The sequence below is a fragment of the Vibrio sp. T9 genome (assembly GCF_003123985.1).
Classification (GTDB): domain Bacteria; phylum Pseudomonadota; class Gammaproteobacteria; order Enterobacterales; family Vibrionaceae; genus Vibrio; species Vibrio diabolicus.
In genome coordinates this window covers 285080-310027 of the sequence record NZ_NIGY01000008.1, presented here as the reverse complement: position 1 = coordinate 310027, position 24948 = coordinate 285080, and the positions used below count along the sequence as shown (strand labels likewise).

Below are 24948 nucleotides of genomic sequence, written 5' to 3'. Positions count from 1 at the left end.
AGAAAGTATGGTCACTCTAACTCATCATTTCGTTTAGAGCAGTACATTAGCATGAAGCCTACAACAAACCTAGCGTACGTAGACCTTTCCTTGGCTAAATTTTGTTTTAGTTGCAAACCTCTGATAGATTTCATCAATATCTTTCCTAGTTAAGGACAAAAATAATGAAAAAGATGCTGTTAAGTGCATTGCTTGCTACTACGCTGGTTGGTTGTTCAGATAACGATGTTGCTGATGTAGGACTCGGTTGGTTTACTTTGAAAGACATCAAAGTCGGTGAATTAAAAGACGAGGTAGTCACGGGGGTAACGTGTCATATAGCTTCTATCGAAGCCGATTTTAGCTTAGCGGATCCAAGTGACAGCTCAATATCATGTCGTCAGACTGGCGAAATCACGCCTGAAATGATTGCAAAAATAGATAAAAGTAAGTCTGGCGAAATTGTATTTAAGAAGTCAAAAAGTATTTTCTTCAAAACAATGAAGGTTCGCCGAATTTATGATGCAGACAACCAAACCTTACTCTACCTGTCTTACACAACAAAAGAGACAGACGGTAGCTTTAAGCACAGCCTATCGACGGTTCCACTTTGGGGCACCAAGGCTTACGTTGAGCCAACTGAAGTGAAAAAGTAACGCAGCTAATTTTGGGTAGCTCCAAGCTCGTTGTTAAAGAGAATAACCGATCAACAATCTGAAAAGCGACCAATTGCAGTACTATAAGCATCAGTAATTTAGGCTATCTTGGTCGCAATTTCTCCAGCTCGCTGGTTTTTTCAGCGGGCAAACTTCTTTGTAATAAAACGCCACGATTTTCATTTTTTTGTGATACAATCCCGCCTCTTTTTTTTTCTCACTCAAGAACAAGCATGAAGTTTCCTGGTCAGCGTAAATCTAAACACTACTTCCCAACTCACGCTCGAGATCCATTAGTAAACCAAATCCGACAAGCGCCTAAGCTATATCGTCCAACTATCGTTGGTGTCGGTCAAACCATCGTAGATATCGAAGCGCGTGTAGATGATGCGTTTTTAGAAAAATACAACCTAAGTAAAGGACATTCACTCGTTCTTGAAGAAAGCAAAGCAGATGCACTTTACGAAGAACTGGTTGAGCAAGGCCTGATCACACACCAATACCCAGGTGACACGATTGGCAACACTCTGCACAATTACTCAGTATTGGCGGATAGCAAATCCGTTTTGCTCGGTGTGATGTCCAAGAACATTCAAGTTGGTTCTTTTGCTTACCGCTACCTTTGCCGCACGTCTTCACGCATGAACCTCAACCACCTACAAACGGTAGATGGTCCTATTGGTCGTTGCTATACCCTGATTTCTCAAGATGGCGAACGCACATTTGCTATCAATGAAGGTCACATGAACCAACTACTTCCGGAAAGCATTCCTGAAGAGATCTTTGAGAAAGCATCAGCTCTGGTTGTTTCTTCTTACCTAATGCGCGGTAAAGAAGAGGATCCAATGCCGAAAGCAGTACAAAAAGCGATCGACTTTGCCAAGAAGCACGATGTCCCTGTTGTACTGACTTTAGGCACAAAGTACGTTATCGAAGGTAACGCGCAGTGGTGGCAAGAGTACATTCGCGAGAACATATCTGTTGTTGCAATGAATGAAGAAGAAGGCGCCGCATTAACAGGCGAGACAGAACCGCTAGCGGCTGCTAATAAAGCACTTGAGTGGGTCGATCTTGTTCTATGTACTGCTGGGCCAAATGGCCTATACATGGCAGGTTACACCGACGAAAAAGTAAAACGAGAAACCACACACGACATTCTTGAAGGTTCAATTGAAGCCTTTAACCAATACGAATTTAGTCGTGCGATGCGTAAAGGAGATTGTGAGAAGCCAATGAAGGTATACTCTTACATTGGTCCTTACCTAGGTGGTCCACTAGAGATTAAGAACACCAACGGCGCAGGTGATGCGGCGCTTTCTGCTTTACTGCATGATATGGCTGCAAACTCTTTCCATCAAAAAGAAGTGCCTAACTCAGAAAAGCACGAAGTACGCTGTTTGACTTACTCATCACTTTCTCAGATCTGTAAATATGCAAACCGAGTAAGCTATGAAGTGTTGACGCAACACTCTCCTCGCCTATCGCGAGCACTTCCTGAACGAGAAGATAGCTTAGAAGAAACTTACTGGGATCGTTAAGATCACAGCTTTAAAGCTAAAAATACATCAAGGTCACCATTTGGTGGCCTTTTTGTTTTGATCTGGCCCAGTAAATAGTAGATTTTGTTAGTATGTAGCACAGTATAGAGCAGTAAACTCTTTACATACCGAATCGAAACAGTACCATCACCGAGCAAACGTTTGCCCAACAATAATACTTGCTCCAACTCAGATTGTTTTTCAACACTACCTGCGAGTCACTTTAGGGATTATCCATGCAGTCAGATATTGAAATTTGCCGAAACACACCACTTTCTTCTATTGATGTTATTGCGGAAAAAGTAGGGTTACTACCCGAAGAATATGACACTCACGGGAAGCACAAAGCCAAAGTCCATCCAAAATGTTTGGAGCGGCTCAAAGAGAATGATAACGGTAAGCTTGTGCTTGTTACTGCGATCACTCCTACCCCACTTGGCGAAGGAAAAACCGTTACAACAGTCGGACTGGCGCAAGGTTTAGCTAAGCTCAGACAATCCGTTATCGCATGTATTAGACAACCTTCTATGGGGCCTGTATTCGGTATTAAAGGCGGTGCTGCTGGCGGTGGTTATTCCCAAGTTGCTCCAATGGAAGAACTGAACTTGCACCTTACTGGTGACATCCATGCGGTGACGGCGGCGCATAATCTAGCTTCAGCCGCGCTTGATGCTCGCTTGTATCATGAACAGCGCGAAGGCTATGATGCCTTTGAGGCACGTACTGGATTAAAGGCACTTAAAATCGATACGGCAAGCATTACTTGGAAACGAGTAATGGACCATAATGATCGTGCACTACGTAAAGTCAAAATTGGGTTAAATGAGCCAGGAAAAGCCATCAATGGATACGAACGCGACGAAGGGTTCGATATTTCTGCCGCGTCTGAGTTAATGGCTATCATTGCACTGGCTAAAGATTTGAAAGATTTACGTCAGCGTATCGGGAAAATTGTCGTAGCGTACGATTTGAACGGAAACCCGGTAACCACTGAGGATCTGCAAGTTGCAGGAGCAATGGCTGTGACATTAAAAGAGGCCATTGCACCGACACTGATGCAAACTCTGGAAGGTGTTCCTACGTTGATTCACGCAGGCCCGTTTGCAAACATCGCCCATGGAAATTCATCCATTATTGCCGACGATATCGCGCTAAAACTATCAAGTTACACTGTAACGGAGGCGGGGTTTGGCTCGGACATGGGATTTGAGAAAGCGTGTAACATTAAAGCTGCCGCCGCCAGCAAGGCGCCAGATTGTGTAGTGATAGTAGCGACATTACGCGGCCTCAAAGCAAATTCTGGACACTACGATTTACGACCAGGTATGGCCATTCCAGATTCCATTTTTAATCCAGACCAAGAAGCATTGGAAGCGGGATTTGAAAACTTAAAATGGCACATTAATAACGTCCATAAATATGGCATTCCAGCTGTTGTCGCTATTAACCAGTTTCCGCAAGATTGTGAGAAAGAGCTTAAAATACTTGAAGAGCTGGTTCAGAAATTTAATCCGGAAGTTAAAGTCGCTATCAGCATCGCTTTTGCGCAAGGCGGGCAAGGCACTACTCAGTTAGCTCAATATGTTATTGACGCTTGTACCCAGCCTACAGAGTTTCGTCCTTTATACAATAAAGAACAATCGTTACACGAAAAACTTATGGCTGTGTGTGAAGCTGGCTATGGTGCCGCCAATATAGAAATGAGTTCTCTTGCTACTGAACAGCTCAACCATTTTGAAAATCTAGGTTTTAACAACTTAGCGGTTTGCATAGCGAAAACCCCACTATCAATAACAACAGATTCCGCTGTCAAAGGCGCGCCGACAGGTTTTACAGTCCCTATCCGCGAGTTACGTCTGTGTGCTGGCGCTGGGTTTGTGTATGCGTTATCAGGCACGGTGATGACGATGCCAGGTTTGCCTGATAAACCTGCATTTATGAATTTAGACCTTGATAATGAAGGAAATATCGTCGGTCTCTCTTAGTGTAACATCAACGTATAGTTGACTATAAAGGAAGCACGTTTAAAGAGTGAGTGGTTTACTTCTATATCCACTCACTTTGGACAGACGAAGAGGCGTGCTTGATTATCTTTATCTTACTGTTTTATCCTCACTTTACATTGTAAATCCATACTTATTTTCTCCCCTTCCCTATAATCTTGCGCCAATTTGATGCACGGCCTACTTAGCACTTCACTAATGTGGTGCAATTACCTTGCGATGAACTTTTAACCCCTTTGATTTTTAAAGAGATATTCTATGGCTCGAATCTTGTACTAAAGTTTGCAGTAGTAAACACATCAGCACATGCACTTTCAAAACCTCTGCGCTGTACACCACTTCCTCCTGGTTAGCACCGTTTTGATGCATGCAAAAAAGGGAAAGGGAATAATATGGAAGACGCACTCGCCGTAATTTTAGCTGGAGGGATGGGGTCTAGACTCAGCCCACTCACCGATGATAGAACCAAGCCAGCAGTACCTTTTGGCGGAAAGTATAGAATTATAGATTTCACACTAACCAACTGTTTACACTCAGGTTTACGTAAAATCCTTGTTTTGACCCAATACAAATCTCATTCACTTCAAAAACACTTGCGAGATGGTTGGTCGATATTCAATCCAGAGCTTGGCGAGTACATTACTGCGGTTCCACCTCAAATGCGCAAAGGTGGTGCATGGTATGAAGGAACCGCTGATGCGATTTATCACAACATGTGGTTACTATCGCGCAATGACGCGAAGTATGTGGTTGTGTTATCCGGCGATCATATCTATCGAATGGACTACGCCGCAATGCTTGAAGAGCATAAAGAGAAAGGTGCTAAGCTCACCGTTGCCTGTATGGATGTTCCCGTAGAGGATGCTTCAGCATTCGGGGTAATGGGCACCGCAGAAAACGGGCTAGTTACTTCATTTATAGAAAAACCAGAATGCCCACCTACCCTTCCAGGAAGCAAAACCAGAAGCCTCGTTTCCATGGGGATCTATATCTTTGATATGGATGTTTTAAAAGAAGCACTCGAAGACGACTCAAAACTCGATTCATCAAGTCATGACTTCGGAAAAGATATCATACCTAAGCTGATTGATACGGAATCCGTTTATGCTTATCAATTTTGTGGCAGTAAAGGGCGCGTTGATAAGGATTGCTACTGGCGCGACGTGGGTACCATTGATTCCTTCTATGAAGCGAATATGGATCTGCTAGAGCCAGTACCACCAATGAACCTATATCAATCCAATTGGGCGATTCGTACTTACGAGCCGCAGTTTCCACCAGCTCGTACCGTATCGTCAGCCACGGGCAATGAAGGTATTTTTATTAACTCCATCATTGCTACCGGTGTCATCAACTCCGGAGGCTCAGTACAGCATTCCATCATTTCCTCTAACGTACGTATTCAAGACAGTGCAACGGTTGTCGATTCCATCATTTTTGATGACGTAGAGGTCGGTGAAGGAAGTCAGTTGGTCAACTGCATAGTTGATAAACATGTTCGTATTCCGCCACATACTCAAATTGGCATCAACAAACTAGAAGATGCGAAGCGATTTAAAATCTCAGACAAAGGTATTGTCGTCATACCCGAAAGTTATCAATTCGATTAAACGACAAACCATCGCAACAAAAAAAGCGCACGGTCATCATCGTGCGCTTTTGTTTAAGTGCCTATTAACGTTAGGCTATAACAGTTAATCAAAAACGATTAGATGTTACATACCGTTGACCAGCTACCATCTGTGCCCGGCTCAGCCGCTGTCCACCAGTTCGCTTGGTAAACCACACCGTTGTGGATGATCTTATCACCCTGGTTTGCGTGGCTTGGGTTACCAGCCCAATCCGTTTGTGGTAGAGCTGGGTATGTCACTAAACCTGTCGTATCACACGTACCTGGTTCAGTAGTACCACCATCACCCGAGCCTGCATTTAGGTCGCCAATTGGTAGTTCTGGCTGTTCAAACTTGAACGCAAACTCTTTACCACCAGAAATCACTGAGTAGTTAGCCGGACCAGAGATTGGTAGGTAGTAAACCATATCAAGCTCGTAAGTACCGCCCGCTGGTAAATCTTTCCAAGCAGGTAGAGAGAACGATACGCGGTGCATTACGCCATCTAAGCCACCGATGTTGTTTGCACGAGTATGTCCAGAAGCAATGACTTTCAAACCGCCACCAGATTGATCTTTCGCATTATCAGGAGCTGATACTGGGATATCAAACTGGAATTCAGTACCACCAGGGATCGCTTGACCAGTGTTGTTCGTAAACGTGATCTTCGGATTAATTGGGTAGTTTTGGTCGCCAACCTTAAAGCCGCCAACGCTGACTGTAATGTCTACCGCTTCTGTTGGTGTTGGACCCGTCGCAACTTTATTGCCGTAAGGTGTTGCAGACTTAAACTTGTCGTAGATAGCTTTGGTCATAGTGTTACCCATGTGGTACTCACCATTACCAGCTGCACAAGCTTGTTCAGTTGCATCTACTGCCGTACGATTACCATTTGCATCCAGTACGTAACAGTTGTAGTCACCTGCCAGTTCCCAGAACATAATACCGCCGATTTCTTTATCGATAACGTAATCAGCTTTCACTTCGATAGAAGCTTTATCTTCCGTAGATAGGAACACGCTCTTCTCTGCGTTCCACAACCAAGGCGCTACAGCAACGCTATCGTAATGACGTGTATATGTACCAACAAACTTATCCGAAGGATCGTTAACTGGATCAAGACCGTAAGCGGCTGCGTATGAGCCCCAGATACCATTTTCTAGGTTCTTCGCATGCCACATTGGGTTAGAGCCAGCGCCCATTTCGTTGCCTTTAGGGTCGGTATCGTGCCACATGTTGTCGATACCAATAGCGCCGTGACCACAGTTGTTCTTCTCACCTTCACCGGTACCTGGTTGACACTCAGCTTGGTTTGGCAGTGCTGCTCGGCCCCACAGACCATTTTCACCACCAGTAACACCTTGCCAACCACGGGTGTAGTAAGGAACACCAATGTTGATACGACCTGCAGGCATAGAACCACGGAAGTAATGGTAAGCCCAGTCTGTGTTCAAGTAACCGATACCACCGTATGCAGCAGTGCCGTATACGTTCCACTGCGCTAGCTCCGAGTCTTTACCTGTATCGAATAATGCCGCGTTGTGACCAACGTGATCATTCCAAGCCCCATGCAAGTCGTAAGACATGATGTTTACGTAGTCTAGGTACTTAGTTACATCGAAGGTTTCCATCCCACGTAGTAAGTAACCTGAAGATGGGGCTGCGATAGTCAGCATATAATGAATGCCATCTTGCGCGGATGCCGCGTCAAGTTTCTCACGCAATACTTTCATAAGCTCTTGGTAAGACGCCCATAGATACTGACGACGTGGTTCCATGAAGTCTTTGTCGTAAGGGTTACCAGCACCAGCCATTGATGTTGGGTATTCATAGTCGATATCCAGGCCATCGAACTTGTACTGACGCATCATTTCAACAGCTGAAGTTGCGAACTTCTCGATGCCTGCATGGTTAATAGAACCATCCGCATTCGTCGTCATGGTGTAGAAGCCACCATCAGCTACACGATTGCCGTTCGTATCGAAGTGACCGCCCGTTTCAGCCCAACCACCGATAGAGATTAGCGTTTTAACATCATGTTTTTGCTTGTAAGTCGCGAGCGCACCAAAGTGACCTTTAAAGCCAAGAGCAGGATCTACCTCAACGCCAGGCCAAGTTTTACCCGTAGCAGGGTTGTTAGGGTCATTAACGTCACCAACGTTTACTTTACCATCAGAACCAATGCTCACAAACGCGTAGTTAATGTGAGTAAGTTGCTCCCAAGGAATATCTTTAACAAGGTAAGTCGATTGAGGGTCCTCACCTGCGCGCCAACTAGTAAAGTAACCAATCACACGACGTGGGTGATCGGCGCCCATTTTCTCGCGACCTTCTTCGTCATAAATAGAACAGTAAGGAACGTCTACACCCGTTGTTTGATACAAGCCATCAGGGCGACAGTTAGATGTCACCGCGCCACCGTTTACCGTTAACGTCGCAAGTGCAGAATCTGCTGTTGCTCCGGCATCATCGGTTGCTCTCGCATAAACACTTAGCGAACCAGCTTGTGAAGGCGTTACATCAAGCGTGTATGGCGCAGTTGTTGCGGTGCCAGCAAGGACACCCGCCACATAGAAATCAACTTTAGCAACGGTGCCATCCGCATCTGCGGCATTCGCAGTCAGTGTGACGGAACCACCCAAGTCAATAGAAGTCGCAGAAAGTGCAACATCCACTGTCGGCGCTTCGTTACCAGGTTGTGCTGGTGCCACAGTTAACGTCACAGCACTTGCTGTGCTCACTGCACCTGCATCATCATACGCCTTAGTAGAGAATTCGTGCTGGCCTTCAGTCGCTGTCCATGACGCAGCATAAGGCGCAGACGTTGCCTGACCAACTAATACGCCATCAACAAAGAATTCTACTTTGCTAACGGTTCCATCGGTATCTGATGCATCTGCAGCTAGGTTAACAACATCCCCCGCAGTCACAGAAGCCGACGCAGAAGGCGATGTCAGAGTAACAGTCGGGACTTCATTCTGAGGTGGATCAACCGGTCCAGTGCCATCACATGCGCCAAGTGTTTCCCACTCGCCCCACTCACCAGATTGCGCTGGGTTACTGTTTTGCGTCCAGTAACGTGCTTTGTAAGCATTACCTTCATGTTGAACTTGGTCACCACCGTTATAAACTTTTGATGATTGCCAAGTTTCTAGAGGGGCACAGTCAACCGCTGCGTAGCTATTGAAGGCCATAAGACAAGAAGCGGTGAGAGTGCTTAGTGTGAACACGCTTTTCACTGCGTTGCCGTTTTTAAGGTGCATAATCGCTCTTCCTTAAGTTATTGTTAAAACAATACTAAATGCGCTAAACAAAGCGCACTTATACTTTTATTTCGACGTAAAATAACTTAAGTACAAGATGGTGATTTCACACTATCTATTTACGAGTTTTCCACACCGCCTCGCAACAATCCACTAAATGCTTGCAACAACGTACCTATTATTTGGCACCAGTAACTAATTTTATAAATCAAATAAATATGTCACTCGCAAATTAATAAAAAGGCAAAAAAAGTCGTTATTTTGAAATAAAGATCACTAAGCCTTTGTTGACCTTGGCGTTTCATTAAAATGTCGCTTGTACTCGCGACTAAACTGTGATGGGCTTGTGTACCCAACCAGTCTCGCGGCATCGTTGACTCGTCTCCCCTCCAGTTGGATCAACTCGCGCGCTTTATTAAGTCGAACTTTCTTAATGTATTGCAACGGAGATTCAAGCGTGACATTGCGAAAAGCTTGATGGAAAGCAGACACACTCATATTGGCTTCTTCTGCCAATGTTTGTACGCTCAACTGTTCATGGTACGCTTGATGAACACGATTCAGTGCTTTGGCCACTCTAGCGTAAGAGCCTTCTTGGTGTGCTAAGTCAAATAAAACATACCCTTCTTTGCTTACCAAAGTGCGATAAACAATTTCCTCAAGAAGTAGATCACCGAGCATGACAACATCTAGCTCATTACACAACGCGCTCATTAGTCGCTTGCATGCATCCAGCATACCTTCGCTCATGCGTACCGATTTAAGGCCGCAACGGGTAGCGTCCAGACACTTATTACTGAATTTCTCAGCCTCAAGTTTTTTAACGAGCTTATGAAGAAGCGTTGGCGAAATATCTATCGAGATGCCGAGTAAAGGCTCATTGTTTGTCGCAAACGCTTCGCACTCCAGGGGCATGGGAACTCCTACGACAAGGTAATCATCGGGCCCATATTGGACAGGTGTATCACCGATATGAATGTTCTTATGTCCTTGACCTAAAACAATAATGCCAGACTGATAGACAAACGGCTGTCGATGATTTCCTTTGCTACTGCGATAAAACCATACGCCATCTATTGCGGTTTTCTTCATACCTTCTAAGTCATGCAGTCCCTGCTTTTCAACATATTGCTGCATGATATCTGCGAGAGTGTGCATTAGAGCGCTCCATCAATGACCAACGAGTTTGGTCTCTATTATTATTGTGAGCACTATACTTCCTCTCAACTTTAACTTTCTAGTTCAAGAGCATTAATTTTGTAGAAATAGGCAAATTATTTGCAGAAATCGACCTGTTAACGAACGTTAATCAGGACTAATATGCACGTATTCAATCTCCTTTACTGGAAGCAAGAGGGCTAATAATGAACTTTTCTTATGTAAACCCAACCAAGATTTTCTTTGGTCAAAAACAAATCGCTGCAATCAAAGAAGCTATCCCATCCGACCAAAAAGTTTTAGTGGTATACGGCGGTGGCTCAATAAAAAAAAATGGCGTGTACGACCAAGTCTCAGAAGCACTAGAGGGACATGAATGGCTAGAGTTTTCTGGTGTTGAACCCAACCCAACCAAAGAAACGCTCGATAAAGCGGTCGCAATGGTAAAAGAACATGGTGTTGACTTTATTCTTGCTGTAGGTGGTGGTTCAGTCATTGATGGCTCTAAATACGTAGCAGCAGCATCTAAGTATGATGGTGATGGCTGGGATATCATGATTGGTAAACACCAAGTCACTGAAGCGACGCCTCTAGCTGCAATTTTGACATTGCCAGCAACAGGCTCAGAGTCAAACATGGGCGCAGTTATCACTAAAAAAGAAACTCAAGACAAACTTCCGTTCATGTCTCCAGCAGTACAGCCTAAATTTGCTGTGTTAGACCCGGATGTAATGAAAACATTGCCAGAACGCCAGTTGATCAACGGCATTGTTGACGCGTGGGTGCACGTATGTGAGCAATACTTGACGCTTCCTACCGGCGCAATGGTTCAAGATGGTTATGCAGAAACACTGCTGAAAACCTTAAAAACACTCGGAGAACAGTTTGCCGAGCGAGACGACGATATGTGGCGCGCAAACTTAATGTGGTCTGCTAACCAAGCATTGAACGGGTTAATTGGTAGTGGCGTTCCACAAGACTGGGCGACACATATGATCGGCCATGAATTAACGGCTCTATGGGGCGTCGATCATGCACGTTCTCTTGCAATCGTCCAACCATCGCTACTTCGCAACCAAATGCAATTTAAACGTCCTAAACTAGAGCAAATGGGTCGCAACGTATTTGGACTTGAAGCTGGAGACGATCTTGCTGAACGTACCATCGAAGCGATCGAAGCGTTTTATCATCAACTTGATGTCGCAACTAAGCTAGAAAACTATGGTGAAAGTCGTGAACAAGCGATCGATGCCATCATCGAACAACTCAATAAACACGGAATGACCGTTCTCGGTGAAAACCAGGCGATTACTCTTGAACGTAGTCGTGAAATTTTAGAGCTCGCTGTTGCCTAACAGCAAAAACAGTTCACTGCCCTTTCTAGGGTTTAACGGTATTGTGACTTAACGGTCACAATACCGTTTTTTTATGCTATTTTGTAAGCTTCATCACGTTCAAATTCGGGAACTCCTCAAAATAACGATTAATCCCTACAAACTCATTGATCGTGTAGGTCAGTAAAGAGACAACTGTCCAGCTTTACACAAACAAAAATAAAATTGAATTCAAAGGTCTAACTTACTCATTTAATGGACCTTTTATTTGTTGTAGTTATCCACTACATTAGCTTGTCTGTTCGAGAATCCATTTTATGTGGCTAGTTGTTGTCGTATTAGCATTCATACATATCATCAGTATCCGTAAAGGTCCTAAGTGGGTCTTCTACGTATCCAAACCATTACCAGTGCTCTGTATGTTAGGAATTTTAATCCAGTCTCCTGCCTATCATATGCCATATACGCATTGGATTTTGATTGGCTTATCGCTCTCGTTGCTTGGTGATCTACTATTAATGCTCCCTAGAGATAAGTTTATTACCGGATTAGTGCTCTTCTGCTCTGCCCATCTTTCCTATAGCTACGGTTTTACCATCATGTCAGCTTGGCATTTTACGCCTTGGCTCCCTATTGCTTTATTTGGACTCGGTGTATGTTTCTATTGGTTGTTTCGACCGGACCTTGGTCAAGAAAAGCTCCCGGTTGCCAGCTACATATTGGTATTGATGACCATGTGTTGGGCTGCTATCGAGTATTATTTGAGTGGAAAAACACAATCGTCCTCATTTGCAGTGCTCGGAAGCTTTATCTTCATCGTTTCTGGTACCGTCTTAGCTTTTGAACGCTTCGGGGGACGATCCGTATTTTCCCGACAAGTCGTCATGGTGACCTACTATTCCGCACAAACATTGATGGTGATGTCCGTTGTTGCCATCGTTGTTCGTTATCCGTATCTCAGTTGAACTGAATTATTAGTAATAGCCTCTGTGTCTAATTCTTAAAACATTACTTTATCAAGCACTAAAGTGAGCAGGTTCTTAATCTTAGAACCTGAATATAAGCTTGTTCTTAATGAAATAATGCGCACAACTTGCTATTGTAGAAGGATATTTTTCCTTTATAGCGTGCCCCTTTGAAAGAGAACACTCCTATTGTTGAATTTAGCAACGTAAACAAGTGGTATGGCGATTACCACGCTCTAAAAGATATCAACTTCTCCGTGCATTCTGGCGAGATCGTCGTGGTGTGTGGCCCTTCTGGTTCAGGAAAATCAACGCTCATTCGTTGCATCAACCATCTTGAATCGATTCAAGAAGGCCAGCTTCATGTATTCGACCAGCCTTCTCACGCAAAATCTCTCAAGCCCGGTAAAATCGGCATGGTGTTCCAGCACTTCCACCTTTTTCCTCATTTGACTGTACTGGAAAACCTCACCTTAGCGCCGATTCGCACACTCAAATTGTCAAAACAAGAAGCTGAAAAACGCGCACGACATTACCTAAAGCGAGTCAACATTGAAGAGCAAGCGAGTAAATACCCTATCCAGCTTTCTGGCGGTCAGCAGCAGCGCGTCGCGATTGCCCGTTCCTTATGTATGGAACCGGACTTACTCCTTTTTGACGAACCGACTTCGGCGCTTGATCCGGAAATGATCAACGAAGTGTTGGATGTCATGGTTGAACTGGCACAAAGCGGAATGACGATGATTTGCGTCACGCACGAAATGGGATTTGCCAAAAAAGTAGCGAACCGCGTGGTATTTATGGATGAAGGCCAAATCGTGGAAATGAACTCACCGATCGCCTTATTTGAAACACCACAGCATCCACGAACCCAAGCATTTTTGAACCAAATTTTAAGTTACTGATGATAGTTCGCGTAATCAAACCCGTCCTTCAAGCTTTGCTGCAAATGATGATCCTCTTCATCGCGATTGTGTGGGTGTTGGACTCTGGTGCCGACGCTATGGGGTATCAATGGCAATGGGAGCGCGTACCTGATTACATCGCTTTTTATGAAGATGGCGAATGGTGGCCAGCAGAACTTATCGATGGGCTATTGGTCACGCTTAACATCTCGGCCATTAGTCTATTCTTCACCTTAGTGTTGGGGTTGGTCACCGCGTTACTAAGGCTTAGCGATTCGAAAGTCGGCAATGTTATTGGCACCACTTATGTCGAGGTAATACGTAACACGCCGTTGTTGGTGCAAATCTATTTGCTCTACTTCGTGTTTGGCCCCGTGATTGGTTTGGACCGATTCAGCACCGCCGTTTTGGCTTTGTCCCTTTTCCAAGGTGCTTACACTGCAGAAATATTCCGCGCAGGTTTAAACAGTATTCCTAAAGGGCAATTCGAAGCAGCACAAACACTCGGGTTATCACCGTTTTACACTTACAAAGACGTGATTTTGCCCCAGGTTTTACAGCGCACATTACCGCCATTGACCAATGAAGTGGTTTCTTTGATCAAAAACTCTTCCATTGTAAGCGTGATGGCGATTTTTGATTTAACAACACAGGCACGCAACATCGTCTCTGAGACAGCGATGCCGTTTGAAATTTGGTTTACCGTGGCAGCAATTTATCTTGCTCTCACTCTATCACTTTCTGGCTTGTCTGCATGGCTAGAACACAAACTCGGAGCCAGTTGGCGCAAATTATAAGGAGATAACATGAAGTTATTCAAAGCGACCATTACTGCATTATTAGGGCTAGCCATCGCTATGCCTACAATCGCGAAAGAAGATGTTGCCACACCCAATGTAGATCAAATCAAAGAACGAGGCACTTTGCGCGTTGGTATGTCAACATTTGTCCCTTGGGCAATGCGCAACAAGCAAGGTGAGTTAATCGGTTTTGAAATCGATGTTGCCAAACGCTTAGCACAAGATTCAGGTTTGAAAGTGGAATTTGTACCGACTGCGTGGGATGGCATTATTCCCGCACTACTGGCGAAAAAGTTCGACGTGATTATCGGTGGCATGTCGGTCACGCCTGAGCGTTCCAAAAGCGTGTTGTTTACTGAGCCCTACTCGCACTCTGGAGTTCAAGTGGCAGCGAACAAAGAGCTGGCTTCAGGTTTTAGCGAATTCTCCGATTTTGACTCACGACGCGTAAAAATAGCGGCTCGCCGCGGTGCGTTCACCGTTCAAGTAGCCAGAGAAACCTTCCCGAAAGCGAAGATTCTGCAATTTGATGATGACGCTCAAGCGTTCCAAGAGGTGCTGAATGGTAACGCCCATGCGGTCATTGCTTCTAGCCCAAAACCAGAGCATGAGACAGTGAAACACAGCGACAAACTATTCCTTCCATTTTCCGAGCGACTCTCAAAAGGTAACGAAGCCTTTGCGGTTCGCCTAGGAGAAGAAGATAAAAAAGCCTTTTTCAATCAGTGGATTGAAGAAAGAACCCAAGACGGATGGTTAAAGCAGCGTTATGAATACTGGTTCTCGACATTAGATTGGCAAGATCAAGTCGCGCAAGGCCAGTAATCTAAATGGCTCGTGGTCTTCGCGAGCCTATACTTTCCAATCATCCATTTTACTTTTTCATCATCTATCGGAGTCAAATTTTTGGGCGAACAAACCACCACTCGCACAGTACCCACTAATTCCAACACAGGTTCCTTTCTATCGCGGTTAAACACGCTAGATTGGGTACTGCTTATTATCTGTGGTATTGGTGGCGTTTGGCTGTACCATCGCTCCACTGTTGGTGTACATTATTTGTGGCAGTGGAAAGAGGCGTTTGAACTACTTTTTACGCCCAGAGCCGATGGTGGTTTGCCCTACTTCTTCCAAGGTTTGATTTCGACGTTAAGGCTCAGTATTTGGGGCATTAGCTTCGCACTAGTACTTGGCACCTTATTGGGCTTAGCGCGCTTCTCTCGCTCCGTTTGGTTGCGCGCACCTGCTAATGCGTTTATCCAATTGGTGAGAAACATTCCGCCGCTGGTGTTTGTTTTCATCTTCTACTTTTTCATTTCCAACCAATTGATCCCATTACTCGGTTTGGAAGATATTCTACGAAACTATAACAGCGAACCAAATGCGCTACAGAGCTTTCTTTTTGGGCCTTATAACCTTTGGGAAAATCTTGCCTCTGGCGTGTTATGCGTCGGCCTACTCTCTTCTGCCTACGTTGCAGAAGTGGTGCGTGCAGGTTTACAAAGTATCGACCAAGGACAGTGGGAAGCGGCAGATTCATTGGGCTTGTCTCGATGGGTGAAGTACCGATTCGTTATCGCGCCACAGGTGCTCAAAGTCATCACCCCAGCACTTGCAGGTCAAACCATCTCTCTAGTGAAAGACACCTCCATCGTTTCACTGATCTCGATACAAGAAATGACGTTTGTTGGTACCGAAATGGCAAATTCATCAGGGTATATCTTTGAAATTTGGCTCATTGTCGGCCTTGCTTACTTTTTGATTTGTTTCGGGTTGTCACTTATTTTTCGCTACATTGAAGCAAAATCGGAATCCATTTCAAATTAACTCAACCGTATATGTAATTAGACACATTTGAATCTTCAAATCAGAATTGCATCCTGTTACATTGAAAAGATGCTAAATTTTCGGCGTTTTTCATGGAGTTAAAGAATCAATCGGACTACGAGCGATACATTAAGCAAGATAATCTTGGTGAATATTACGTAGTTCTCAATCAATTCACTTTTCACAGTGTTTATCAGCCGATTTTTGATAAGCACCAGCGTATTATTGGAATGGAAGCTCTACTGCGAATTCGTGGCATTGATGGTTCGTTAATTCGTCCTGATGTATTTCTGGCCAACAATGGCCTCGATCCCTACTTTCGATTGTGTGTTGAGTTTTTATCCAGAGCAATGCACATTCGAAATTTTGCACGCTGTTTCGCAGGAACGCCTATAAAACTGTTCCTCAATGTCATGCCTCAAACCCTACTCACCCTAACCAAAGACATGGGCTTTAAAGACAACGGCCTGCTTTACAAGCGCCTTTCCGAACTTGGTATGAGCCCATCAGACGTGGTGTTTGAAGTAGTCGAAGAGTCCTGCGGTGATACTGATTTACTGATCAAAGCCGTACAGTTAATGAGAGCTAATGGCTTTATCTTTGCTATCGATGATTTTGGCGCTCAACATTCTGATATCGCACGTGTTCAGCAGCTCTGCCCTGACATCATAAAAATCGATCGCTCCTATCTACTTGATTACTGCGCCGGAGAAACCTTTTCCATACATAGCGCCGTTGAGCTCGCGGCTCATATGGGAGCAAAAGTGATCATAGAAGGGGTAGAAGAAGACGTGCAGCTGCAAGCGATGTATCAACTTGATTTGGATTATTACCAAGGCTTTTACTTAGGTAAGCCTTGCGCCATTCATCACTGGACCGATAGCCTAAACATTGAGACGACAGTGCATTGACACTCCCCCCTTACGATACAGTAAAACCAAAAAAGCGCCGATATACTCGGCGCTTTTGGGTTTTGCTTGGCGATGACATGCCTAGCTAGGTATTAATTTGCTTAGAAAAAGTCAATAGAGTTACGTCCGCTCTTCGGATCACGAGTCGCTTGCGGCTTTTCAGCTTTCTTACCTTTCTTCGCCGATTGCGACAGCGCGTTTTGTTGTGCTTTCCGCTCTTTATGCGCTGCTTTTCGGCCTGTTGACTTAGGTCCAGAGCCTTTAGCTGACTTGCTTTGGCGAGATTTCTCTTTACGTGCAGATTGCGCTTCTTTCTTCGCTTTCTTTTCCGCTTTTTGCTCTGCCGTTTCAGGTTCAGTTACTGGCGCATCGCAAACCACAACATAATATTCCTGGTTAAACTCAAAAAAGTCACCATCATACATCTTGCGGCGCTTACGTGTTTCTAGTTCACCATTCACCGCGACGTAACCTTCTTCGATGATATGCTTTGCTTCGCCGCCACCGCTGACCAAGTTCGCGATTTTAAAAAGCTTGTACAGTTCGATCGGATGCGCATCAACGTCGATGCCAATCGCTTCGATCTCAATCTCTTCGCCTTCTAAATACTCTTCGTGGTCGTAATCTTGGGTCATGTTACTTACTCTTACTATTTGATGCCCTGAAGTTTAAACGCAATGCTTAAAAATAGAAACCTCTGCCGATGCTCAATCACTGATTAGCCTTGGCATTTGAGCACCTCTTAACCCATTTAACTTGCTACTCGTTAGCTTGTATGTCGAGGCTTGGCTCAAACGAAGCTGCAATTACGCAGTCTGAAGGTATATACTCTTCAAGTTATTGTTGAAAAGAGCGAATACTTTGTCTCAACCAAGCAGAATTACCTTTGTCACGGCTAACTTGTTTAATTTTGTCGCACCTCCTGATGCCTACTATGATTTCGAAAACATCTACTCGTTAGAGCAATGGCAAGACAAACTTGATTGGACGCAACGTCAAGTTGAAAAACTGGAAGCTGACGTGATTGGCTTACAAGAGGTGTTCAGTATTGAGCAAACTCGCGCATTCTTTTCAACCATCGGCTACCCCTACTTTGCGACTGTTGACACCCCACATGTAGAGGATGAGTACATTTACTCAAGCCCTATTGTGGCAATCGCATCTCGGTTTCCAATCGAAAAAGTACAAGCTGTAGAATTTGACTTAGCAACGCTTGAGCCTTTTGGAGTAAGTGTTGCTCCAGAGTTCAGTCGCAAACCTATCTATGCCCAAGTCATACATCCTGTACTCGGTCATATCGCCGTTTACGTGACGCACTTAAAATCTCAACGCCCAGCCGACTCAGAACCACCAGAAACGTCTAGCACGATTATTGGGCGCTGGTTATCCACCCAGCAAAGAGGTTGGGAAGCAGCGATGTTAAGAGACGCGATGCAAAAAAGGTATAGAAAGGAGCCAATGCCAACGGTGTTAATGGGTGATATGAATCAACCTATCACTCTAACCAGTGTTAATAGCGCATTGGTAGCCAATACTGGTGACAGCGTCACTGAGTTGCAACTCAAAGATGGATGGTCATTACAAACTGACGCTCTGAAGGATGAACGCCCCGCTACGCATTATCATTTTTCCACTGGGAATGTGCTCGACTATATCTTGCTCTCTCAAGAGTTTGACACCTTATCAGATATATCGGTTGCCGAGGTTGTTGATTATCAGGTGTCTAACCAACATCTGATCAACCCGATTTATGACAGAGATAAAAACGCCAGCGACCACGCATTTGTGGCGCTGACGGCTGAAGTAAAGCTTTGAGTAACCTGTTTAGTGACGTTTAACAATTTTACGTGGAATCAACTCAACACCCGGTTTATAACGTTTGGCGGAAGCGTTGAGCGCTAACTCCATTGCGCTGTCCGCGATCAACTCAAACTGTTGAGGCAAAGAATTGATTTTCACAGGCAAGAAGTCCAGCAGTCGATTATCACCAAACGTCGCTAGGCGAACTTTGCTCATGAGTTCTGGCTTTTCGAGCATCACATCCAACACACCTTCTAACAGTGTGTATGACGTTGTGACAATGGCATCTGGCAGCTCGTTCTCTGCTAGCCATCTCTCTAAGACTTTCTTACCTTCTTCTCGGGAGAAGTGTTGTCCATAACCCACTGTTGCCGTTTTGCCACCTTGTTGAGAAGCGGATAGAAAACCGAGCTCACGCTCTTTTGAAACTTGAAGGTCTTGCAACGCTCCAATCAAGCCTATGGACTTTATATCCTCGGACAGCACTGACTGAGTGAGTTCAAGTGCGGCGTCAAAATCTTCGCTGATGACACAACAAAAGTGCTCATCATCCATTGGACGGTCCAGCGCAATAACTGGCGTACCCGAGTTTTGCAACTTAAGATAATACTCGTTTGCAGTGGGCATACCACTTGCCACAAATAACGCATCAATGCGACGACTAACTAACGCTTCCGCCACCTTTTGCTCTGTATCAGGATCATCATCAGAGCAGCCAATTAAAATTTGGTACCCTGCTTTACGCGAGTTTTGTTCAATCAGTTTTGCAAGACGCGCATAACTGGTGTTTTCTAAGTCTGGGATGATAAGCCCAAATGAGCGTGAATTACCTGCTCGCAAAGAAGACGCCGCATGATCTGGCTTATAATTGTATTCTTCTACAACGGCCATCACTTTCTTCTGAGTCTTCTCGCTGATGCGGTATTTCTGCGCTTTTCCGTTAATCACATAGCTTGCAGTTGTCTTAGAAACGCCTGCTAATTTGGCTATTTCATCCAGTGTCATATTCTAAACCTTATTCTGTGCGCGCGATCATATTAATACATCAGCGATCTTTCGATAAGTTGAATTATAAGCTGAACCGATTCAGTATAAAAGCTGAAAGGATTCAGCAAAACTTAAAAATTGACGTAAATCACCTGAATACACAACAAACCAATTTGTAGGCTAGGCTATAGGACAGCGCCAAAGACTCATTTGTTAACGTCAGTTTTTAAAATAGTTTTTCTGAGTCTTTTAAAAAATTTACCAATAAGCTGAATCGATTTAGCTTGAAAAATAGAATGGTTTGAGGAGTGATAAGCGCTCAGCAGAAGCAGCGTTCAACTTCTCACACAGAATACATTTTTAAATTGATACCTTAAGGCTGGAGAAGCACCATGCTTAAGCTAAATAAGAACGACATTACCCTCTCGCAATCAGCGACAGATAAGTTTGAAGCAATAAAAAGTATTGCACAGAGTCTGACTGATAAAGGTCTGGTTGAGCAAGGTTACGTGGAAGGCATGCTAAACCGTGAAAACCAAAACTCTACGTTTTTGGGGAACGGTATTGCCATCCCGCACGGCACGACTGACACTCGCTCAATGGTGAAAACAACGGGTGTTGCTGTGCACCACTTTCCACAAGGTGTCGACTGGGGTGATGGTAACACGGTATTCGTCGCTATCGGCATTGCAGCTAAATCTGATGAGCACCTTGGCATTCTTAAACAGCTAACGAAAGTGCTAGGCGCTGACGGCGTAGAAGAACGCCTACGTAATGCAAAAAATGAAGACGAGATTATTGCCCTGCTCCACGGTGATGTTCAGCTTGAAGCAGACTTTGACGCTTCTTTAATTCAACTGATGTTCCCTGCGAGCGATATGCTACAAATGAGTGCTGTTGCTGGTGGTCTTTTGAAAAACACGGGCTGTGCTGATAACGAGTTCGTCGCAGATCTCGTTACCAAAACACCAACTCACTTAGGTAATGGCCTTTGGTTAATTGGCAGTGACAAACATGTAACTCGCACAGGCGTGTCATTTGTCTCGACGGCAAACGACTGCGAATATGAAGGTCAAAAAGTGCGTGCACTTGTCGCGTTTGCGGCATGTAACAATGCTCACCAGCCTATCCTAAAAACGCTTTCTCATATTGTGTTTAACAATGAGCACGGCAAGCTTTTAGATGCATCAGTAGAACAGATTCTTGCTTTGTTTAAAGGTGAAGAAGTCACAGCCGCATCTTCAGAAGAAGGCAATACCGCTGTATTTAAAATCAAAAACTCTCATGGTTTACATGCTCGTCCGGGTGCAATGTTAGTGGCGGAAGCGAAAAAATTTGAATCCACCATTCGCGTTGCCAACCTAGACGGTGATGGCAAAACAGTAAACGCGAAGAGCCTAATGAAAGTCATTGCGCTTGGCGTTAAGCACGGTCATCAACTTCAATTTACTGCGGAAGGCCCTGATGCACCGCAAGCCTTGGAGTCTATCGGGAATGCTATCGCTTCTGGCCTTGGTGAAGGTTAAGGAGCCGATATGACGAACAAAACAAGTAAAGTTGTCACTATTACGCTCAACCCGGCATTGGATTTAACAGGTTCAGTAAATGAGCTAAACGTTGGTTCCGTGAGCCTAGTGCAGCAAAGCAATCTCCATGCTGCAGGTAAAGGTGTCAACGTAGCAAAAGTGTTGAGCGATTTAGGCGCAGATGTCACGGTTACCGGCTTTCTCGGTAAAGATAACCCTGAGCTATTCCATCAGCTTTTCAATGACATCGGCGTCAAGAATGAGTTTGTAGAAGTACAAGGTGCCACTCGTATCAACGTCAAGCTCGTTGAGGCTAATGGCAACGTTAGTGACATTAACTTCCCTGGTGTTCAAGTAACGGCTGACGAAATTGCTCGCTTTGAGGAGACGCTATTCCGTCTCGCAAAGACTCACGATTACTTTGTGCTTGCAGGTAGCTTACCTGGAGGCGTAACCGCCGAACAATGTGCTGCGTGGATAAAAGCACTGCATCAACAAGGCAAAAAGGTGTTGTTCGACAGCAGCAAAGCCGCATTGAAATCAGGTATTGAGGCTCACCCATGGTTGATTAAGCCTAATGATGAAGAACTTGGTGATTTTGTTGGCGAACACCTAGAAACACCAGAACAATGCCAAGCCGCCGCGCAAACACTGAGTGACAAAGGCATCGAGAATATTGTTGTGTCGATGGGAGCTGACGGTGTGATGTGGCTAAACCAAGGCGAATGGCTTCGTGCACAACCCCCTCGAATGAATGTGGTAAGCACCGTTGGCGCTGGCGATACGCTAGTTGCTGGCTTGTGTTGGGGTCACATGCAACTGATGCCGAAAAACGATTTATTGCGCTTCGCTACAGCACTTTCTGCCTTGGCAGTTAGTCAAGTCGGCGTAGGGCTAACCAGTCAGGAAGAACTGGAGAACATCAAGCTGCAAACTGAAGTTAGCGAGCTTTACCCTATTACAAACTTAGAACAAAACTAAGGAACAGAAGGTTATCGTATGAATATTGCCATTATTACTGCCTGTCCGAGCGGTGTTGCAAATAGCATCCTTGCGGCAGGGTTACTAGAACAAGCAGCCGCAAAATTAACCTGGAATGCAAAAGTCGAATGTCAATCAAGTGTGGTTGAACCTACACTGCTGACGGAAGCTGACGTTGAACAAGCAGAAGTCATTATCATTGCGGCAAATACTAGCGTGGATACTTCTCGTTTCGTAGGAAAAAAGGTTTACCAAGCGGAAATCAGCGAAGTAGCAAAAGACGCAACTGCGTTTCTCCAGCAAGCGGTTGAAAACGCCACTTTACTTGAAAAAGCAACCACACTTTCGGCTCCTATCACTCCTGAAGCAACATCAGCAGCGAAGAAAATTGTCGCAATCACCGCTTGTCCTACTGGCGTTGCGCATACCTTTATGGCAGCAGAAGCGCTAGAAGAAGAAGGCAAACGCCGTGGCCATCAAATCAAGGTGGAAACTCGTGGTTCAGTTGGTGCGAAAAACCAACTGACAGATCAAGACATCGCAGATGCTGATCTAGTGATCATTGCTGCAGATATCGAAGTGCCACTTGATCGCTTCAGCGGCAAAAAGATGTACCGCACGAAAACAGGCCCAGCTCTAAAGAAAACAGCCGAAGAGATGGACAAAGCATTCGAGCAAGCCACGATTTACCAACATTCAGGTTCTGCAAATTCTGCTTCGACAGCGGACGAGAAGAAAGGCGCTTACAAACACTTGATGACAGGGGTATCGCACATGCTGCCTGTGGTTGTCGCAGGTGGTTTGATCATCGCCCTATCGTTCGTGTTTGGTATTGAAGCATTTAAAGAAGAAGGCACGCTAGCAGCTGCATTGATGAACATTGGTGGTGGCTCTGCATTCGCATTGATGATTCCTGTACTTGCTGGTTACATCGCGTTCTCAATTGCTGACCGTCCGGGTCTGGCTCCTGGTCTTGTTGGCGGTATGCTGGCAAGCTCAACGGGTGCTGGTTTCCTAGGTGGTATCGCAGCTGGCTTCATTGCCGGTTACGCGGCGAAGCTCCTTGCGGACAAAGTAAAACTCCCACAATCGATGGAAGCGCTTAAACCAATTCTGATCATTCCATTTGTGGCAACACTGTTCACAGGCCTTGTGATGATCTACATCGTAGGTGGCCCAGTTTCAGGCATCATGAACGGCCTGACTGACTTCCTAAACAACATGGGATCTGACAGTGCAGTACTACTGGGTATTATCCTTGGCGCAATGATGTGTTTCGACCTAGGTGGCCCAGTAAACAAAGCCGCTTACGCATTTGGCGTCGGTCTATTGGCTTCGCAAACTTACGCGCCAATGGCAGCAATCATGGCCGCTGGTATGGTTCCTGCGCTAGGTATGGGTTTAGCGACCTTCATTGCGAAGAACAAATTTGAACAAAATGAACGTGAGGCAGGTAAAGCATCTTTTGTATTGGGCCTGTGTTTCATCTCTGAAGGCGCAATTCCATTTGCCGCCAAAGATCCAATGCGTGTGATTCCATCTTGTATGGCAGGTGGCGCGCTTACTGGTGCCCTATCTATGCTGTTCGGTGCAAAATTAATGGCACCACACGGCGGTCTGTTCGTACTGTTAATCCCTAACGCCATTTCACCAGTGTTAATGTACTTAGTGGCTATCGCAGCTGGTACAGCAGTAACTGGCTTTACTTACGCTTTCTTAAAAAGCAAAGCAGAAGCCAAACAAGAAGTCGCGGCTTAAACAGAATTACTCCGCTTAACAATGCCACCCTCGAATTTGGCATTCAGCACCTCCCTTTAATTCCGGTTAAGGGAGGTGTTTTTTATTCCGCAGCCGGAACGGCAACAATGTCTACTTCCCCACTGTTCATATCCACCGTCGCTTTATAAGTACTATGCGGATCACCGTAATGTTTAAAGGTGAAGTGGTATACATTGGCTGGCGTCCACAAAGCTTTCGAATCAGCGGGCATAATGTCATAGCCATCTTGCTGATAAAGCTCTGTCGCCATTACATTCGCAATTGCCGCCTGCTGGTTTGAGTCACGATCCACCTTTGGCTCCAAAGAAGGGTTACTCGGGTAAGATTCACCGTTGTAACTCATGAGTCGATATGAGCCATTACTCCAAACGATGAAATCTTGCCAGCCATTGCTGTAACTATCTGCAAGTACAATAGGCGTGCGAGTGACAGACATTCGATTGATAACGTTCCCCTCGTTATCAAACATATAAGCTGCACAACCACCGCTGCCACAGAAATAACGGTCTTGTAGCAATACAATGTGTTCTGCATTGCCATCGCTGTTTAAGTCGGCGCTACCCGATATATAACGTAGATTGTCTTGTTCGAGTGAAAGCCCTTCAGGCGCTAAAACCTTGTTATCAATCCAGTTGGAGATGACTTCAGTGCTAACGCTGTTGATTTTAGGAACGGCTTGCTTAGCCTCTTCTGTAGTCATACTGTCTGTCGTAGTACAGCCGACCAAGGTGAAAGAACCGACGAAGAAGAGTCCGTGTAATACGCGCTTGTTCATGTTATCTCGCTCTTTGATGTATCGTTCCATCAGTATACGCATGATTTGCATTGCATTCGTAAGAAAATCATTAGAATCAAGTAAATGAATGGGTTGGTGTACATTGGTAAGATCAAAAAAGCCCTGAAGAAAACCTTCAGGGCTAGGCAGG

General features: G+C 45.0%; 20 protein-coding genes. 15 read left to right on the top strand and 5 right to left on the bottom strand.

Annotated features, from left to right (window positions below; genetic code table 11):
• Positions 1–164: 164 nt before the first annotated feature.
• The 4 genes from CBX98_RS18120 to glgC all read left to right on the top strand — a co-directional run bounded on the left by CBX98_RS18120 (position 165) and on the right by glgC (position 5786).
• Entirely contained in the window at positions 165–635 is a 471-nt protein-coding gene (locus tag CBX98_RS18120; RefSeq protein WP_005397614.1) for a CreA family protein, read from the top strand.
• A 233-nt stretch (positions 636–868) separates the two neighbouring features.
• Entirely contained in the window at positions 869–2173 is a 1305-nt protein-coding gene (locus tag CBX98_RS18115; RefSeq protein ID WP_048625017.1) for an inosine/guanosine kinase, read from the top strand.
• Positions 2174–2409: 236 nt separating this feature from the next.
• On the top strand, positions 2410–4158 hold the full coding sequence (locus tag CBX98_RS18110) for a formate--tetrahydrofolate ligase (RefSeq protein ID WP_109169944.1): 1749 nt from the start codon (positions 2410–2412) through the stop codon (positions 4156–4158).
• 410 nt (positions 4159–4568) lie between these two features.
• Positions 4569–5786 (top strand): glucose-1-phosphate adenylyltransferase, encoded by a 1218-nt coding sequence (gene glgC / locus CBX98_RS18105; RefSeq protein WP_006742254.1) that lies wholly within the window; start codon positions 4569–4571, stop codon positions 5784–5786.
• 98 nt (positions 5787–5884) lie between these two features.
• Here glgC and CBX98_RS18100 read toward each other — a convergent pair whose 3' ends face one another.
• Both CBX98_RS18100 and CBX98_RS18090 read right to left on the bottom strand, forming a co-directional pair.
• Positions 5885–9049 (bottom strand): glycosyl hydrolase family 18 protein, encoded by a 3165-nt coding sequence (locus CBX98_RS18100; RefSeq protein ID WP_048625014.1) that lies wholly within the window; start codon positions 9047–9049, stop codon positions 5885–5887.
• A 276-nt stretch (positions 9050–9325) separates the two neighbouring features.
• Positions 9326–10207, bottom strand: coding sequence for an AraC family transcriptional regulator (locus CBX98_RS18090; RefSeq protein WP_053808441.1), 882 nt, complete (start codon positions 10205–10207; stop codon positions 9326–9328).
• Positions 10208–10413: 206 nt separating this feature from the next.
• On the opposite strand from CBX98_RS18090, the gene CBX98_RS18085 reads away from it, so the two are divergent.
• From CBX98_RS18085 to CBX98_RS18055, 7 genes are all read left to right on the top strand, one after another.
• Positions 10414–11562: an iron-containing alcohol dehydrogenase gene (locus CBX98_RS18085; protein ID WP_006742257.1), complete on the top strand. Its 1149-nt coding sequence runs from the start codon at positions 10414–10416 to the stop codon at positions 11560–11562.
• Positions 11563–11858: 296 nt separating this feature from the next.
• Positions 11859–12506 (top strand): lysoplasmalogenase, encoded by a 648-nt coding sequence (locus CBX98_RS18080; RefSeq protein WP_048625012.1) that lies wholly within the window; start codon positions 11859–11861, stop codon positions 12504–12506.
• 170 nt (positions 12507–12676) lie between these two features.
• A complete protein-coding gene (locus tag CBX98_RS18075) occupies positions 12677–13411 on the top strand; it encodes an amino acid ABC transporter ATP-binding protein (RefSeq protein WP_109169943.1) in 735 nt (244 codons plus the stop codon).
• Positions 13411–14208 (top strand): amino acid ABC transporter permease, encoded by a 798-nt coding sequence (locus CBX98_RS18070; RefSeq protein WP_109169942.1) that lies wholly within the window; start codon positions 13411–13413, stop codon positions 14206–14208. The genes CBX98_RS18075 and CBX98_RS18070 overlap by 1 nt, the downstream gene beginning before the upstream one ends.
• Before the next feature lie 9 nt (positions 14209–14217).
• Positions 14218–15036: a transporter substrate-binding domain-containing protein gene (locus CBX98_RS18065; RefSeq protein WP_109169941.1), complete on the top strand. Its 819-nt coding sequence runs from the start codon at positions 14218–14220 to the stop codon at positions 15034–15036.
• Positions 15037–15117: 81 nt separating this feature from the next.
• A complete protein-coding gene (locus tag CBX98_RS18060; protein WP_109169940.1) occupies positions 15118–16038 on the top strand; it encodes an amino acid ABC transporter permease in 921 nt (306 codons plus the stop codon).
• 92 nt (positions 16039–16130) lie between these two features.
• The gene (locus CBX98_RS18055; protein ID WP_046876068.1) at positions 16131–16949 is read left to right on the top strand and encodes an EAL domain-containing protein; all 819 of its coding nucleotides are present in this window, start codon (positions 16131–16133) and stop codon (positions 16947–16949) included.
• Between the two features lie 101 nt (positions 16950–17050).
• On the opposite strand, the gene CBX98_RS18050 is transcribed toward CBX98_RS18055, so the two are convergent.
• Positions 17051–17584 (bottom strand): RNA-binding S4 domain-containing protein, encoded by a 534-nt coding sequence (locus CBX98_RS18050; protein WP_053808449.1) that lies wholly within the window; start codon positions 17582–17584, stop codon positions 17051–17053.
• Positions 17585–17810: 226 nt separating this feature from the next.
• Between CBX98_RS18050 and CBX98_RS18045 the strand changes: the two genes are divergently transcribed.
• Complete coding sequence (locus tag CBX98_RS18045) at positions 17811–18764, top strand: endonuclease/exonuclease/phosphatase family protein (RefSeq protein WP_172605994.1); 954 nt, start codon at positions 17811–17813, stop codon at positions 18762–18764.
• 9 nt (positions 18765–18773) lie between these two features.
• Here the strand turns inward: CBX98_RS18045 and cra are convergent, their stop codons facing one another.
• Positions 18774–19754 carry a catabolite repressor/activator gene (cra, locus tag CBX98_RS18040; protein ID WP_005397989.1) on the bottom strand — a complete coding sequence of 327 codons (981 nt, stop codon included), beginning with the start codon at positions 19752–19754 and terminating at the stop codon, positions 18774–18776.
• Between the two features lie 374 nt (positions 19755–20128).
• On the opposite strand from cra, the gene fruB reads away from it, so the two are divergent.
• Genes fruB through fruA form a run of 3 tightly spaced genes read left to right on the top strand, consistent with a single transcriptional unit; the run spans position 20129 to position 24001 of the window.
• A complete protein-coding gene (gene fruB / locus CBX98_RS18035; RefSeq protein WP_109169938.1) occupies positions 20129–21262 on the top strand; it encodes a fused PTS fructose transporter subunit IIA/HPr protein in 1134 nt (377 codons plus the stop codon).
• 9 nt (positions 21263–21271) lie between these two features.
• Complete coding sequence (gene pfkB, locus CBX98_RS18030) at positions 21272–22243, top strand: 1-phosphofructokinase (RefSeq protein WP_109169937.1); 972 nt, start codon at positions 21272–21274, stop codon at positions 22241–22243.
• 18 nt (positions 22244–22261) lie between these two features.
• Positions 22262–24001, top strand: a complete 1740-nt coding sequence (gene fruA / locus CBX98_RS18025) for a PTS fructose transporter subunit IIBC (RefSeq protein ID WP_109169936.1) — start codon at positions 22262–22264, stop codon at positions 23999–24001.
• A gap of 82 nt (positions 24002–24083) precedes the next feature.
• Here the strand turns inward: fruA and CBX98_RS18020 are convergent, their stop codons facing one another.
• Positions 24084–24797 (bottom strand): hypothetical protein, encoded by a 714-nt coding sequence (locus tag CBX98_RS18020; protein WP_109169975.1) that lies wholly within the window; start codon positions 24795–24797, stop codon positions 24084–24086.
• Positions 24798–24948: the final 151 nt, after the last annotated feature.